We start from the raw sequence: 12,580 nt of genomic DNA, 5'->3' as shown, positions 1-12,580 counted from the left end.
CTGCCCGGCATGTCGCGTCACAGCAGAACGTCACCGGCATCAAGCTGGCGCAATGTGAGGCCGGTCACCAGCAGGATGCCGCCGCCCTGCTCTGTCAGGTCGATATGCAGCCCCTGCGACGAATTGCTGGCCAAGGCGCGCAAATCGCCGATCCCGTCCAGATCAAAAGCGCGCAAATCCAACCTGTCGACATTGTTGGAGAAACCCGCAACCCGGTCCACATCCTGCCCGGAGCCGGGCAGGAACACGAACACGTCGCGCCCGCTGCCGCCCGACAGTTCGTCATTTCCAAGCCCGCCGTTCAGCGTGTCATCACCCGACCCGCCGCGCAGCAGGTCATTGCCCTCTGCGCCGAACATCAGATCGGCCCCGCCATTGCCATCCAGCGTGTCATCGCCCGCAGCGCCGCGCAGCACGTCATTCTCGGTACCGCCGGTCAGGCTGTCATTCTCGGCCCCCCCGCGCAGCGTATCGCGCCCCGCACCGCCGGACAGCGCGTTTTCGCCGCCACCGCCGACCAGCAGGTCATTGCCGCCTTCGCCCAGAATGGTTTCGGCATCGCGCCCCCCCCAGACGGTATCATTGCCAGACCCGGCGACAATATCGGTTTGAACGCCAAGCCCGCCGCGAAACAGATCATTGCCGCCATTCAGCACAACCTCGCCGAACAGCGTGCCCCGGTTGATCACCACATCTGCGCCATCAGCCAGCCGCAGCGACTGGATACCGCCGCTGATCTCGCCGGTGTTGTGGATACGGATGGCCGCATCATCGCTGTAGATGCCATAGCTCAGGCCTGAAATCTCGCCGCTGTTGCGGATATTGGCGCTGCTGGCATCCTCAAGATAGATCCCGGTCGAACCACTGCCCCAGATATGGCCGCTGTTCTGCACCTGCACCGCACCGCTGCCATAGGCCGAAATCCCCCCGGCAGAGCCGATCAGGAAGCCGTCATTCACCAGCAGCAGCCCGCCATTGCCATTGGTGCTGATGGCCTGCCGCCCCTGTATGATGCCGCTTTCCGACACGGTGATCTGCGCGCTGCCATAGGTGCGCACGCCGGCCGCAGAGCTGGCAAGCGGTGCCACCGCCCCGGCCACAAGTAGATTGGAGCTGCCGAACATGTCCACAGCCGATTGCGACGGCGGCGCAAGCGTTGCCGAGGCCGCGATCACTCCGGTTTCCCCCGAGGACAGGCTGCGCCCGGCACTGCTGAGGGATGTGAGAACAAAACTTGTCATAACCGTCTCCTGAACCCGCCCGTGATCGGGCAGCACGTCTGCGACAAGCATTTGCCGCAGAGAGAAAACGCGCAAGTCCGCTGTCAGGTTCCCGGCCCGGCTGGGCGCAAAGCCGCCGCCAGCGCCGCCGTGATCCGCCGCTCGAACCGGCGCAGGCGGTCGGGGCTGACATTCTCGACCCGGTGCAGCGCCAGATAGCGGAACCGGGCCTGCGGTGCGCAGACCTTGACCACGCCCCAGCGCAGCACACGGGCCACCGGACGGCGCATCACCAGCCAATCCACCCATTCCGGTGCGCCCAGCGTGGTCACGACCACCACCTGCCGCAAGCCGGTCAGCCGCCCGCGGATCGGCCCAAGATCACTGGCGTGATCATAGGCAAGGCCCGGCACCCAGACCCGGTCAATCCAGCCTTTCAGAATGGCAGGCAGGCCAAACCACCAGGTCGGAAACACCAGCACCAGCACCTCGGCCCGCGAAAGCTGCGCCATCTGCGCCGCCACTGCGGCCCCGTCATAAGGGGTGGCGTAGAAGCTGCCACGCTCGGCGGCGGTCAACACCGGATCAAAGCCCGTGGCATAAAGATCCAGCAGCGTGACATCGGCCCCGCTGGCGCGGGCCTGTGCTGCTAGTGTCTCTGCCAGATGCCGGTTCAGGCTGTCACCGCGCGGATGGGCGGACACGATCAGGACCGACATCGGTTATAACCCGGCGGCGGCAAGGCCATCCCGCGCCGCAGGCTCCAGATCCTCCAGCCTCACCAGATAGGTATGGATCGCAAACACCACCGCCCGGCTGACCGGCAGGCGCACCAGGCATTGCCGTTCGCAGCGCATGAACAGGCGCTCAACCGGCGGCGGTCGCTTGGCACCTTCGGGCCGGGGCTGGAACAGCGCAGGATCATCATAGACCAGCGCATTCATCCGCCACAGCGGCTGTTCCGGGCGGATCGCATCAAACAGCCGCTGCACCCGCCGCGCCACATCGTCGGTATAATGATCGACCGGCACATGGATGCGCGTCATCGGGCGGCCCAGCTTTTCGGACAGGGTCCAGCTGGCCGGAAAACACAGGATCGCGCCGGTCAGCACATGTTCTGCCCCGTCATGCTGCAACAGGCACAGATCCTCCTGCACCAGCCGCCCTGCTGTGCGCAACGGCGCGGTGCGGTCCAGCGGCACGGTGATGCCATCGGGGCGCGTCACGGACCCGGCTGTCAGACTGTACCCTTCGGTCCGGGCCAGCTTGGCCAGCACCGTCTCCAGCAATTCCTCGGCTGCGGGGCGCGCGCTCTCCAGCAGGCCATGCACCAGCGCGGCATCTGTGGCGATCCGTGCATCACGTTCGGCCATCTGGCCGGCAAAGGCATCGTCCACGCGCAGCCAGTCGTCGCCCTCCACCGGCAGGATGCCGGGCAGGCGCGCGGTGCGCGGGTCCATCCAGGGGGCGAACGGCAGGCGGGATTGCAATACGGGCGTTGTCATGGCGGCAGGCTAGCCGCCCGCCCGCACCGCTGCCAGCCCAAACCCGACGCCGCGCTGTCGCCCCCGGCAAAGCGGGGCGCGCGCCTTGGCCCGAGGCTGGCGCAAAGGGAGATCCGCCATGACAGCCCCCCGCAGCTATGCCGAAACCCGCCGCAAGATCGACCCGAACCGAGGGGCCCTGCTGGCCGACGGCACCCCCAATGACAATGACCGGGTGGAGATCGGCCCCACGCCGCTGGCCTTTGCCGAATGGCAGGCGGCCGGGCTGACCGCGCCCAACCTCGACGCGATGCGGCATTTCCGCTGGAACCGGCTGGTGCAGGCACTGGTGGCGCAGGAGATTGGCGGGCTGCTGATGTTCGATCCGCTGAACATCCGTTACGCCACCGACACCACCAACATGCAGCTGTGGAACAGCCACAACCCGTTCCGGGCCTGCCTGATCTGCGCCGATGGCCATATGGTGATGTGGGAATACAAGAACTCGCCCTTCCTTGTGACCTTCAACCCGCTGGTCAGGGAACTGCGCTCCGGGGCTTCGTTTTTCTACAATGTCTGCGGCGATGCGACGGCACAGGACGCCCGCGCCTTTGCAGCCCAGGTGACCGAGGTGATGGCGGCCCATGCCGGATCGAACCGGAGGCTCGCGGTCGACAAGATCATGGTCCATGGGTTGCGGGCGCTGGAACGCGCCGGGTTCGAGGTGCTGGAGGGCGAGGTCATCACCGAACGCAGCCGCGCCATCAAGGGCCCGGATGACATTCTGGCGATGCGCTGCGCCCATCACGCCTGCGAGGCGGCGATTACCGAGATGGAGGATTTTGCCCGCCGCGAGGTGCCGAAGGGTGGCATCAGCGAGGATGACATCTGGGCCGAGTTGCACAAGGGCAATATCCGGCGCGGCGGCGAATGGATCGAAACCCGCCTGCTCGCCTCGGGGCCGCGCAGCAATCCGTGGTTTCAGGAATGTGGCCCGCGCATCGTGCAAAACAACGAGATCGTGGCTTTCGACACCGATCTGATCGGGGCCTATGGCATCTGTATCGACATCTCGCGCACATGGTGGATCGGTGACCGCCGCCCGCCGCAGTCGATGATCGACGCGATGCACCACGCGCGCGACCATATCGACACCAATATGGCCATGCTCAGGCCCGGCGTCAGCATCCGCGAGCTGACCCATGGCGGGCACCTGCTGGCCCCGGAATATCAGGCGCAGAAATATTCGTGCAAGATGCACGGCGTCGGCCTCTGTGACGAATGGCCCTTTGTGCCCTATCCCGACGCCTGGGTCGACGGCGCGTTTGAGGTTGCCCTGGAACCGGGCATGGTGCTTTGTGTCGAGGCATTGGTGAGCCCCGAGGGCGGCGACTTCTCGATCAAGCTTGAAGATCAGGTGCTGATCACCGAAACTGGCCACGAGAACCTGACCCGATACCCCTTTGACCCGGCGCTGATGGGCAAAGGCTGATCCCCGAGGATGCCATGATGCGCGTTTGTGCCGCCCTGACCACCCTGTTGCTGCTGGCTGCCTGTGGCGGAGGGGGCGGCGCAGGCGGGGCCAAGGCCCCCGAAGGACGCTGGGCCAGCATGGCCAATCCGGCGTCCAGATATTGCGCCGAACTGGGCGGCCGGCTGGAAATCCGCAGCGAGACGGCCGGTGAGGCCGGGTATTGCCATCTGCCCGATGGCAGCACCGTCGAGGAATGGCAGCTTTATCGCGGCAAGAACAGCCTCTGATCCTGCGGTGCGCGCAAGCGCGCAAGCGCTTTTCCCTGCGATCCGGGCTTGCACCCGGCGCGCAGGGGGCGGCCCGGGGGCCGCGATGCGCTCCGCGCGGGGATATTTGGGCCAAAGTGAAAGGGGAAAGCCGGGTTTGCCCCCTGCGAGGCTTGATGCGGCGGGGTGCAGCGGCTATGCGGGCGCGGCCAGCCCCTGCCGCAACGAAAGGCCATCCTGCATGATCCCGCGCTATTCCCGCCCCGACATGGTTGCCATCTGGTCGCCCGAGAGTAAATTCAAGATCTGGTACGAGATCGAAGCCCATGCCTGCGATGCGCAGGCCGCTCTGGGCGTGATCCCCAAGGCCAATGCGGAAGCGGTATGGCGCGCCAAGGATGTGACCTTTGACGTGGCGCGGATCGACGAGATCGAGGCCGTTACCAAACATGACGTGATCGCTTTTCTGACGCATCTGGCCGAACATATCGGATCGGATGATGCGCGGTTCGTGCATCAGGGCATGACCTCCTCCGATGTCCTGGACACCACGCTGAATGTGCAGCTGGTGCGCGCGACCGATCTGCTGCTGACCGGCATGGACCGGGTGCTGGCCGCGCTGAAGGCCCGCGCCTTTGAACACAAACACACCGTGCGCATCGGGCGCAGCCATGGCATCCATGCCGAGCCGACCACGATGGGCCTGACCTTTGCCCGCTTTTACGCCGAGATGGCGCGGGGCCGGGCGCGGCTTGAGGCCGCACGCGCCGAGATTGCCACCGGCGCGATTTCGGGTGCAGTCGGCACCTTCGCCAATATCGACCCGGCGGTCGAAGAGCATGTCTGCAAGATGCTGGGCCTGACGCCCGAGCCGATCTCGACCCAGGTGATCCCGCGCGACCGTCATGCCATGTATTTTGCCGTGCTGGCGGTGATTGCCTCCAGCATCGAGAACATCGCCATCGAGATCCGCCACATGCAGCGCACCGAAGTGCTGGAGGCGGAAGAATTCTTCAGCCCCGGCCAGAAGGGCAGCAGTGCCATGCCGCACAAGCGCAATCCGGTGCTGTCGGAGAATCTGACCGGCCTTGCACGTCTGGTCCGCATGTCGGTGATCCCGGCGCTGGAAAATGTGGCGCTCTGGCATGAGCGCGACATCTCGCACAGCTCGGTCGAGCGGGCGATTGGCCCCGATACCACCATCACGCTGGATTTCGCACTGCACCGTCTGGCCGGGCTGGTGGAAAAGCTGGTGATCTATCCCGAAAACATGCTGCGCAACATGAACCAGTTCCGCGGTCTGGTGATGAGCCAGCGCGTGCTTCTGGCACTGACGCAGGCGGGTGTGTCGCGCGAGGACAGCTATCGTCTGGTGCAGCGCAATGCGATGAAGGTCTGGGAGAAAGGCGCGGATTTCAAGACCGAGCTTCTGGCGGATGCCGAGGTGACGGCCGCGCTCAGCCCCGCCGAGATCGAAGAGAAATTCGATCTTGGCTATCACACGAAACATGTCGACACGATCTTCAACCGAGTGTTCCCCGCGTAACAGCGGCGCGGGCCGGAGTGGCGGAATATGCAGGGGCGGGCCGGAGTGGCCCGCCCCTGTCGTTTGCAAGGGGGCCTCCCTGCATTCGACCGGGAACCGGGGACTGGCACCATTGACCTTGCGCAAATCGTGCTACCCTTCCCTCAATTGCAGAAGGACAAAACCGATGCGTCTGCTTGCTACCCTGCTTGTCGCGACCCTGCCCTTTGCCGCCTTTGCCGCCGGGTCTGACGATACCGAACCGCCCAAACCGACCGAGACCACAACCGACTGCACGGAGGGTCAGGTCTGGGATGCCGACAGCAAGAGTTGTGTGAACCCCGAAGACGCCCGGCTTGACGATGACAGCCGCTTTGCTGCCGTGCGGGAGCTCGCCTGGGCAGGCCGCCCGGAGGAGGCGCTGCGAGTGCTGGCGGCGATGACCGAGGGCGAGACCGACCGCGTGCGCACCTATCAGGGCTTTGCCCTGCGCAAATCGGGCCGGATCGAGGAAGGTCTTGCCGCCTATGAGGCTGCGCTTGCGGCCAATCCCGCCAATATCCTCGCCCGCAGCTATTACGGGCAAGCCCTTGTGGAACAAGGGGAATATGAAATGGCCTCGGCGCAGTTGCTGGCCATTGACCACTATGGTGGCCGGGCAAGCTGGGCGCATCGGGCGCTGGCGCAGGCCATTCAGACCGGACAGACCACCAGTTACTGACCTGAAAAGGAGAGGATGATGCGCCTGACCTTTCACCTGACCCTGTTGCTCGCCTTGACGATGCCGATTGTGGCGGTTGCCGCCGGGTGCAGCGACAGCGCGATGACCTGCGCCGAAGGCAGCCAGTGGAACGCCGACACAAAACGCTGCGATCCGGTCGCCAGCTAAGGCCCTGTTAACTGCCACCTGCGACGCTGACGAGACCAGCGGAATCAGGAGGCGGCATGGCAAGAGCCCTTGCTCAGATCACACCGGCGCAAATTGCCGTGCCGCGTCCGGCCTCGGGCGCGGTCACGCTGTTGTCACGTCGGCAGAAGGCCGCGATCATCGTGCGCCTCATGCTGGCAGAAGGCTCGCCTTTGCCCTTGTCGTCCTTGCCGGACGGGCTTCAGGCAGAACTGGCGCAACAGATCGGCCAGATGCGCCTGATCGACCGGCATACCCTCAACCATGTGGTGGCCGAGTTTCTGAGCGAGCTCGAACAGGTGGGCCTGTCCTTCCCCGGCGGACTGGAAGGGGCCTTGGCGATCATGGATGGCCATATCTCCAGCGGCACCGCCAGCCGCCTGCGACGTCTGGTCGGGCTGCGCCCCGATGCCGATCCCTGGGACCGGCTGACCGCCTTGCCGCCCGAGGCGCTGCTGCCTGCGCTGGAGGATGAAAGCACCGAAGTGGCGGCAGTGATGCTGTCGAAGATGCCCGTGGCCAAGGCGGCGGCGCTGCTGGGCAAATTGCCCGGCGACAAGGCCCGCCGCGTGGCCTTTGCCATGTCCCGCACCGGCAATGTGGATCCCGGCACCGTGCGGCGGATCGGGTTGTCCTTGCTGGGGCAGCTGGACAGCCAGCCGCCCAAAGCCTTTGAGGCCGGGCCGGTGGAACGGGTGGGCGCCATCCTGAACGTGTCGCCCGAACTGACGCGCGAGGCGGTTCTGCAAGGGTTGGACGAGGCGGATGCCGCCTTTGCCGAACAGGTGCGCAAGGCCATCTTCACCTTTACCCATCTGCCCCGCCGGTTGAACCCACGCGATGTGCCCAAGGTGGTCCGCGCTGTCGATCAGCCGACACTGGTGACCGCGCTGGCCGGGGCCAGCGGCAATGCCGAGCGCGAGGCGGCGGCGGAGTTCATTCTGGCCAATATGTCACAACGCATGACGCAGGCCCTGCGGGAGGAGATCGGCGCGCGCGGCAAGGTGAAAGACAAGGAGGCAGAGGCGGCAATGAACAGCATCATCGCCGCCATCCGATCGCTGGAAGCGGACCGCGAACTGGCCCTGCGCCATGATGACGAGGAGTGAGCCCCTCGTCACCCTGCCGTCACAGGGCGCCTTAGCGCCCGAATTTGCCTTTCAGCGCATCGGCAAAGGCATTGCCCGCGCCATTGCCCTGAGGGGCCGCACTGCGCGGCACCGACTTGCCGCCCTTCGGGGGGGACGCCCCGCGTTCGGCCTGCCGTTCGCGCGCCTGATCGCGCGCTTCGGCCGAATCGCGTTTCATCGTCAGGGCAATGCGCTTGCGCGCCACATCAACCTCGACCACGCGCACCTTCACCACATCCCCGGCCTTCACCACCTCATGCGGGTCTTTCACGAAACGGTCGGCCAGTTGGCTCACATGCACCAGACCGTCCTGATGCACGCCAATATCCACAAAGGCGCCGAAGGCCGCGACATTGGTCACGGTGCCTTCCAGCATCATGCCCACTTTCAGATCGCGGATTTCCTCGACCCCTTCGGTGAAGGTCGCGGTCCTGAAGCTGGGGCGAGGGTCGCGACCGGGCTTTTCCAGTTCGGCCAGAATATCCTGCACGGTGGGCAGGCCAAAGCGATCATCCATGAAATCGCGCGGGTTCAGCCCCTTCAGCACCGCCGAATCGCCCATCAGGCTGCGGATGTCGCGCCCGCAGGCCCCCACGATCTTGCGCGCCACATCATAGGCCTCAGGGTGAACGCTGCTGGCATCCAGCGGCTCCTTGCCGCCGGTGATGCGCAGGAATCCTGCGGCTTGTTCAAAGGCCTTCGGCCCCAGCCGCGCCACCTTCAACAGCGCCTTGCGGCTGGCAAAGGGCCCATTCGCATCCCGATGCGCCACGATGGCTTCGGCGAGGCTCGGCCCAAGGCCCGAGACGCGCGCCAGAAGCGGCGCAGAGGCGGTGTTCAGATCCACCCCCACCGCGTTCACCGCATCCTCCACCACCGCCTCCAGACTGCGGCCAAGGCGGCTCTGGTCCACATCATGCTGATACTGGCCCACGCCGATCGACTTCGGCTCGATCTTCACCAGTTCGGCCAGCGGATCCTGCAACCGCCGGGCAATCGACACCGCTCCGCGCAACGAAACATCGAGGCCCGGAAATTCCTTCGCCGCAAGTTCCGACGCCGAATAGACCGAAGCCCCCGCCTCGCTCACGATCACCTTGGTGGGTTTGGGCGCGGTGCCCGGCAGAACCGCCAGAAGATCGGCCACCAGCTTTTCGGTCTCGCGCGAGGCCGTGCCATTGCCAATGGCGATCAGCGCCACGCCATGTTTGCGGATCAGCTGCGCCAGTTCCACCTGCGCGCCGCGCAGATCGTTTTTCGGCTGGAACGGATAGACGGTCGCGGTGTCCAGCACCTTGCCGGTCGCATCGACCACCGCCACCTTGACGCCGGTGCGGATGCCCGGATCCAGACCCATGGTCGCCTTGCCCCCCGCTGGGGCTGCCAGCAACAGGTCTTTCAGGTTGCGGGCAAAGACATTGATTGCCTCGGCCTCGGCCCGGTCGCGCAGATCGGCCATCAGATCAAGCGTGAGCGAAGTTTTCAGCTTCACCCTCCAGGCCCAGCTTGCTGCCTCACGCAGCCATTGGTCGCCCGCCCCGGCACTGCCCGCCTGCAACGCCGCGCCACAGGCCCGCTCGGCGGTCGATTGACCGCGCGGGGCATCGGCCTCCAGCTCCAGATCCAGGCTCAGCACGCCTTCGTTGCGGCCCCGCAGCATGGCCAGCACCCGATGCGACGGCGCCTTGTCCCAGGGTTCCCGATGAGCGAAGTAATCCGAAAACTTCGCGCCCTCCGCCTCTTTCCCTGCCACGACACCGGCCACCAGTTCGGCGGACTGTTTCATGTGGCTGCGCAAGCGCCCAAGCAGATCGGCATTTTCCGACAGACCTTCGGCCAGAATATCGCGCGCGCCTTCCAGCGCCGCTTTCGCATCGGGCACGGCATCCGACAGATAGCGCGCCGCCAGCTGCTGCGGATCGGCGCTACGTTCGGCCAGAATCGCATCCACCAGCGGCCCGAGGCCATTTTCGCGCGCAATCATCGCCCGGGTGCGCCGTTTGGGTTTGTAGGGCAGATAGATGTCTTCCAGCTCGGCCTTGGTATCCGCCTTGGCGATCCCCGCCGCCAGCGCCTCGGTCAGCTTGCCCTGATCGGTGATCGACGACAAGATCGCCGCCCGCCGCGCCTCCAGCTCGCGCAGGTAAGACAGGCGTTCGGCAAGCGTGCGCAACTGGGTGTCATCCAGCCCGCCCGTCACCTCTTTGCGATAGCGCGCGACGAAGGGCACTGTCGCCCCCCCGTCCAGCAGCTCGATGGCCGCGCTGACCTGTGCCGACTGCGCGCCGATCTCGCGGGCGATGACAAGGGGAATACGGCGGGCGGGATCTTGAATCATGGCAGGTCCGTCTGGCTAGGGGAGCGTGACCATAAGCCCCCTGCCCTGAAACGCAAGCACCCGCGCACACCCCGGCCAAAATCAAAAAGGCCCCGCAGAACGGAGCCTTTTGAGATGGTACCGACGCCCCGGCTCGAACGGGGGACCCCCAGATCCACAATCTGGTGCTCTAACCAACTGAGCTACGTCGGCACTGGCGGCGATGTAGCCCCCCGCGCCGGGGAATGCAAGTCCCCTCTCGTGCTTGCCATGGCGGTTTTTCGGCGCTACGCCCTCAGCATCCATTGAAGGAGGCCGCCATGGGCATCGACAAACAGAGTGACATCGCCGCCAATATCCAGATCGGCCCGACCGATCTGGGCATGGTGCGAATCTATATCGAGGCAGAGGGCGGAATCGAACTGCCGCTGGATTTTGACCCCGATGAGGCCGAGGAAATCGCAGAAGAGCTGCGCGCCGCCGCCGAAGCCGCCCGCGCCATGGCCGACGGTCGGCCTAAAGCGAAACGCTGAGCCCCGGATCGCGCAGCATGTGCAGCCGGAAGGCCGCATGCCGCGCGATTTTCTGCGTCATCCCCTTGCGCCGCGCCGGGGCAAGAGGTGTCTGCGGCCCCATCCGCAGAATGGCCGCATCATAATCATCGGCGAGGATCAGCCCGCTGTCCTCTGGCAGGATCTCGGCCGGGAACGCAGAATCGACCGCCCAGAAAAACCGGTCGCACCAGGGCAGATACTGGTGCCATTTCTGATCCGACAGAAAATCCACCCGGCTGGATTTGCATTCGATCACCCAGATCTCGCCCTTCGGCCCCAGCGCCAGCACATCAACGCGCAGACCGGGGCTTGGCACGAATTCCTCGATCGTCGCGAAATCAAGGCTGCGCAAATGCCGACAGACGCCACGCGCAAGACGCTGGCCGGGCTGTAACAGCAGGGGGCGGGAGATGTTGCTATCCATCCCCGCAAAATCGAACAATGCGGGAACAAAATCAAGTGGGATGCGCGGTCCCGCCCCATCCCGATGCTGGCCCTTGCCCCGGCCCGGCAGAGCGCCTATCTTTCGCAGTGGCGGGTGCTGCTCCTCTCGTGTGAGGCTTCTTTTCCAGTGGCCGATAAGCAACCGAACGGGGGCTGGCTCTGGCAGGATCCTGGTCCTGCTACCTGGCACCCACCTGAGACCTCTGGCTCTCGGGAAAACCCTGTCTCCACGGTTGCTGCGGGCCCGCCACTTTTCCCCGATCACGCAAAAAAGAAGGGGCAGGTTTCCCTGCCCCAGTGTGATGAAAAAGATTCAGAACGGGATGACGGGCCTTAGAAACCCATCACGAGCGACACGCCAAGCTTGTTGTCGGTGCGGATGGCGCGGCTGTCGTTATACTCGGTCAGATAGCTGACACGGGTCGAGAAGGCATCGGTCATCTTGAAGTTCACGCCGAGGTCGTTGTTGATCGCCAGCGACGAGTCCGATTTCAGGATGTCGGTGTCGTTGGTCGCAAAGATGTTCTCGTTGAACTTGTAGAAGAAGCGCGACGACGCGATGTAGCCGGTATCCGTTTCGCTGTTGTCGGCACCGTCTTTTTCGTAACGCACACCGATACCGGCCTGCACACGCCAGGTCATGTCAGGGGTGTTGACCACGCGGTAGCCCGGACCAAAGCCGAGGAAGGCGTCGGTCTGCGTATCAGAGGCGGTCGCGGCCAGACCGTTGCTTTCAACGCGGCCCAGCACGAAGCCGTAGAAGCTGTCGTTGAAGTAGTAGTTGGCATCATAGACACCGAACACGTCTTCTTTCGACTTCACGCCTTCGACATCGGCGAAATCAAGCGCGATGCCAACGGTCTGCACCCAGTTGCCCTGCGCATAACGCATCCGCGCACCGGCCGAGAATTCCTGCGATTCATTGTTGCCGGTCTTGCCCGAATACCCAAGCGAGGCCGAACCCGACAGACCCTGCTGGAATTCGGGGTTGCCGAAACGGGCGTTGTCTTCGGCACGCTCCAGATCATCGGTCACCGCTTCATTGATGTCATCAAGGCGGTCATTCAGCGCCTCGGTGCCGGTCAGCGTCGCCTGTGCGAAAACCGGGGCACCGGCCAGCAGCAGGGCGAGCGTGGAAACGCCGGCGATACGAAGGGTCATTGTCATGTCGTGTCCTTTCACTTGCACATCACACCCGCAGCGCATCTGCCGCGGTGGTGAGTGACAGGTGGTCAGGGGGGGCACGGCTTCAAGGCCCG

Annotated in this window: 13 protein-coding genes, 1 tRNA gene and 1 other RNA gene; 8 read left to right on the top strand and 7 right to left on the bottom strand. The window is 64.8% G+C overall.

Annotation, left to right across the window (positions count from 1 at the left end):
• Positions 1-17: 17 nt before the first annotated feature.
• The 3 genes from KM031_RS15290 to KM031_RS15280 all read right to left on the bottom strand — a co-directional run bounded on the left by KM031_RS15290 (position 18) and on the right by KM031_RS15280 (position 2,725).
• Positions 18-1,241 carry a calcium-binding protein gene (locus KM031_RS15290; RefSeq protein WP_215506476.1) on the bottom strand — a complete coding sequence of 408 codons (1,224 nt, stop codon included), beginning with the start codon at positions 1,239-1,241 and terminating at the stop codon, positions 18-20.
• A gap of 83 nt (positions 1,242-1,324) precedes the next feature.
• Positions 1,325-1,939 (bottom strand): NAD(P)H-dependent oxidoreductase, encoded by a 615-nt coding sequence (locus tag KM031_RS15285; RefSeq protein ID WP_215506478.1) that lies wholly within the window; start codon positions 1,937-1,939, stop codon positions 1,325-1,327.
• Between the two features lie 3 nt (positions 1,940-1,942).
• Positions 1,943-2,725, bottom strand: a complete 783-nt coding sequence (locus tag KM031_RS15280; RefSeq protein WP_246567234.1) for a heme-dependent oxidative N-demethylase family protein — start codon at positions 2,723-2,725, stop codon at positions 1,943-1,945.
• A gap of 118 nt (positions 2,726-2,843) precedes the next feature.
• Here KM031_RS15280 and dddP point away from each other — a divergent pair, with 118 nt between their 5' ends.
• The 6 genes from dddP (at position 2,844) to KM031_RS15250 (ending at position 7,985) form a co-directional block, all read left to right on the top strand.
• The gene (dddP, locus tag KM031_RS15275; protein WP_215506480.1) at positions 2,844-4,196 is read left to right on the top strand and encodes a dimethylsulfonioproprionate lyase DddP; all 1,353 of its coding nucleotides are present in this window, start codon (positions 2,844-2,846) and stop codon (positions 4,194-4,196) included.
• A gap of 14 nt (positions 4,197-4,210) precedes the next feature.
• A complete protein-coding gene (locus KM031_RS15270) occupies positions 4,211-4,465 on the top strand; it encodes a putative hemolysin (RefSeq protein WP_215506482.1) in 255 nt (84 codons plus the stop codon).
• A 220-nt stretch (positions 4,466-4,685) separates the two neighbouring features.
• Complete coding sequence (gene purB / locus KM031_RS15265; RefSeq protein ID WP_215506484.1) at positions 4,686-5,990, top strand: adenylosuccinate lyase; 1,305 nt, start codon at positions 4,686-4,688, stop codon at positions 5,988-5,990.
• Between the two features lie 166 nt (positions 5,991-6,156).
• Positions 6,157-6,690, top strand: a complete 534-nt coding sequence (locus KM031_RS15260; protein WP_215506485.1) for a tetratricopeptide repeat protein — start codon at positions 6,157-6,159, stop codon at positions 6,688-6,690.
• An 18-nt stretch (positions 6,691-6,708) separates the two neighbouring features.
• Positions 6,709-6,858 carry a hypothetical protein gene (locus KM031_RS15255; RefSeq protein ID WP_215506487.1) on the top strand — a complete coding sequence of 50 codons (150 nt, stop codon included), beginning with the start codon at positions 6,709-6,711 and terminating at the stop codon, positions 6,856-6,858.
• A gap of 56 nt (positions 6,859-6,914) precedes the next feature.
• Positions 6,915-7,985 carry a flagellar motor switch protein FliG gene (locus KM031_RS15250; RefSeq protein ID WP_215506489.1) on the top strand — a complete coding sequence of 357 codons (1,071 nt, stop codon included), beginning with the start codon at positions 6,915-6,917 and terminating at the stop codon, positions 7,983-7,985.
• Positions 7,986-8,016: 31 nt separating this feature from the next.
• Here the strand turns inward: KM031_RS15250 and KM031_RS15245 are convergent, their stop codons facing one another.
• Both KM031_RS15245 and KM031_RS15240 read right to left on the bottom strand, forming a co-directional pair.
• The gene (locus KM031_RS15245; RefSeq protein WP_215506490.1) at positions 8,017-10,344 is read right to left on the bottom strand and encodes a Tex family protein; all 2,328 of its coding nucleotides are present in this window, start codon (positions 10,342-10,344) and stop codon (positions 8,017-8,019) included.
• 115 nt (positions 10,345-10,459) lie between these two features.
• Positions 10,460-10,536: transfer RNA gene (locus tag KM031_RS15240), tRNA-His, on the bottom strand.
• Positions 10,537-10,643: 107 nt separating this feature from the next.
• On the opposite strand from KM031_RS15240, the gene KM031_RS15235 reads away from it, so the two are divergent.
• A complete protein-coding gene (locus tag KM031_RS15235; RefSeq protein ID WP_215506492.1) occupies positions 10,644-10,856 on the top strand; it encodes a DUF6324 family protein in 213 nt (70 codons plus the stop codon).
• Here the strand turns inward: KM031_RS15235 and KM031_RS15230 are convergent.
• Positions 10,840-11,301 (bottom strand): MmcB family DNA repair protein, encoded by a 462-nt coding sequence (locus KM031_RS15230; protein WP_215506495.1) that lies wholly within the window; start codon positions 11,299-11,301, stop codon positions 10,840-10,842. The genes KM031_RS15235 and KM031_RS15230 overlap by 17 nt on opposite strands.
• A gap of 111 nt (positions 11,302-11,412) precedes the next feature.
• Between KM031_RS15230 and ssrS the strand changes: the two genes are divergently transcribed.
• A non-coding RNA gene (gene ssrS / locus KM031_RS22745) (6S RNA) lies at positions 11,413-11,570 on the top strand.
• A gap of 84 nt (positions 11,571-11,654) precedes the next feature.
• On the opposite strand, the gene KM031_RS15225 is transcribed toward ssrS, so the two are convergent.
• Positions 11,655-12,488: a DUF481 domain-containing protein gene (locus KM031_RS15225; RefSeq protein ID WP_215506497.1), complete on the bottom strand. Its 834-nt coding sequence runs from the start codon at positions 12,486-12,488 to the stop codon at positions 11,655-11,657.
• Positions 12,489-12,580: the final 92 nt, after the last annotated feature.

This window comes from Gemmobacter fulvus (assembly GCF_018798885.1).
Classification (GTDB): domain Bacteria; phylum Pseudomonadota; class Alphaproteobacteria; order Rhodobacterales; family Rhodobacteraceae; genus Gemmobacter; species Gemmobacter fulvus.
This window is presented reverse-complemented; position numbering and strand designations above follow the sequence as displayed.

Excerpts from the sequence above, each read along its gene's own strand:
- KM031_RS15290 (WP_215506476.1), bottom strand. The coding sequence starts at position 1,241 with ATGACAAGTTTTGTTCTCACATCCCTCAGCAGTGCCGGGCGCAGCCTG.
- KM031_RS15285 (WP_215506478.1), bottom strand. The coding sequence starts at position 1,939 with ATGTCGGTCCTGATCGTGTCCGCCCATCCGCGCGGTGACAGCCTGAAC.
- KM031_RS15280 (WP_246567234.1), bottom strand. The coding sequence starts at position 2,725 with ATGACAACGCCCGTATTGCAATCCCGCCTGCCGTTCGCCCCCTGGATG.
- dddP (WP_215506480.1), top strand. The coding sequence starts at position 2,844 with ATGACAGCCCCCCGCAGCTATGCCGAAACCCGCCGCAAGATCGACCCG.
- KM031_RS15270 (WP_215506482.1), top strand. The coding sequence starts at position 4,211 with ATGATGCGCGTTTGTGCCGCCCTGACCACCCTGTTGCTGCTGGCTGCC.
- purB (WP_215506484.1), top strand. The coding sequence starts at position 4,686 with ATGATCCCGCGCTATTCCCGCCCCGACATGGTTGCCATCTGGTCGCCC.
- KM031_RS15260 (WP_215506485.1), top strand. The coding sequence starts at position 6,157 with ATGCGTCTGCTTGCTACCCTGCTTGTCGCGACCCTGCCCTTTGCCGCC.
- KM031_RS15255 (WP_215506487.1), top strand. The coding sequence starts at position 6,709 with ATGCGCCTGACCTTTCACCTGACCCTGTTGCTCGCCTTGACGATGCCG.
- KM031_RS15250 (WP_215506489.1), top strand. The coding sequence starts at position 6,915 with ATGGCAAGAGCCCTTGCTCAGATCACACCGGCGCAAATTGCCGTGCCG.
- KM031_RS15245 (WP_215506490.1), bottom strand. The coding sequence starts at position 10,344 with ATGATTCAAGATCCCGCCCGCCGTATTCCCCTTGTCATCGCCCGCGAG.
- KM031_RS15235 (WP_215506492.1), top strand. The coding sequence starts at position 10,644 with ATGGGCATCGACAAACAGAGTGACATCGCCGCCAATATCCAGATCGGC.
- KM031_RS15230 (WP_215506495.1), bottom strand. The coding sequence starts at position 11,301 with ATGGATAGCAACATCTCCCGCCCCCTGCTGTTACAGCCCGGCCAGCGT.
- KM031_RS15225 (WP_215506497.1), bottom strand. The coding sequence starts at position 12,488 with ATGACAATGACCCTTCGTATCGCCGGCGTTTCCACGCTCGCCCTGCTG.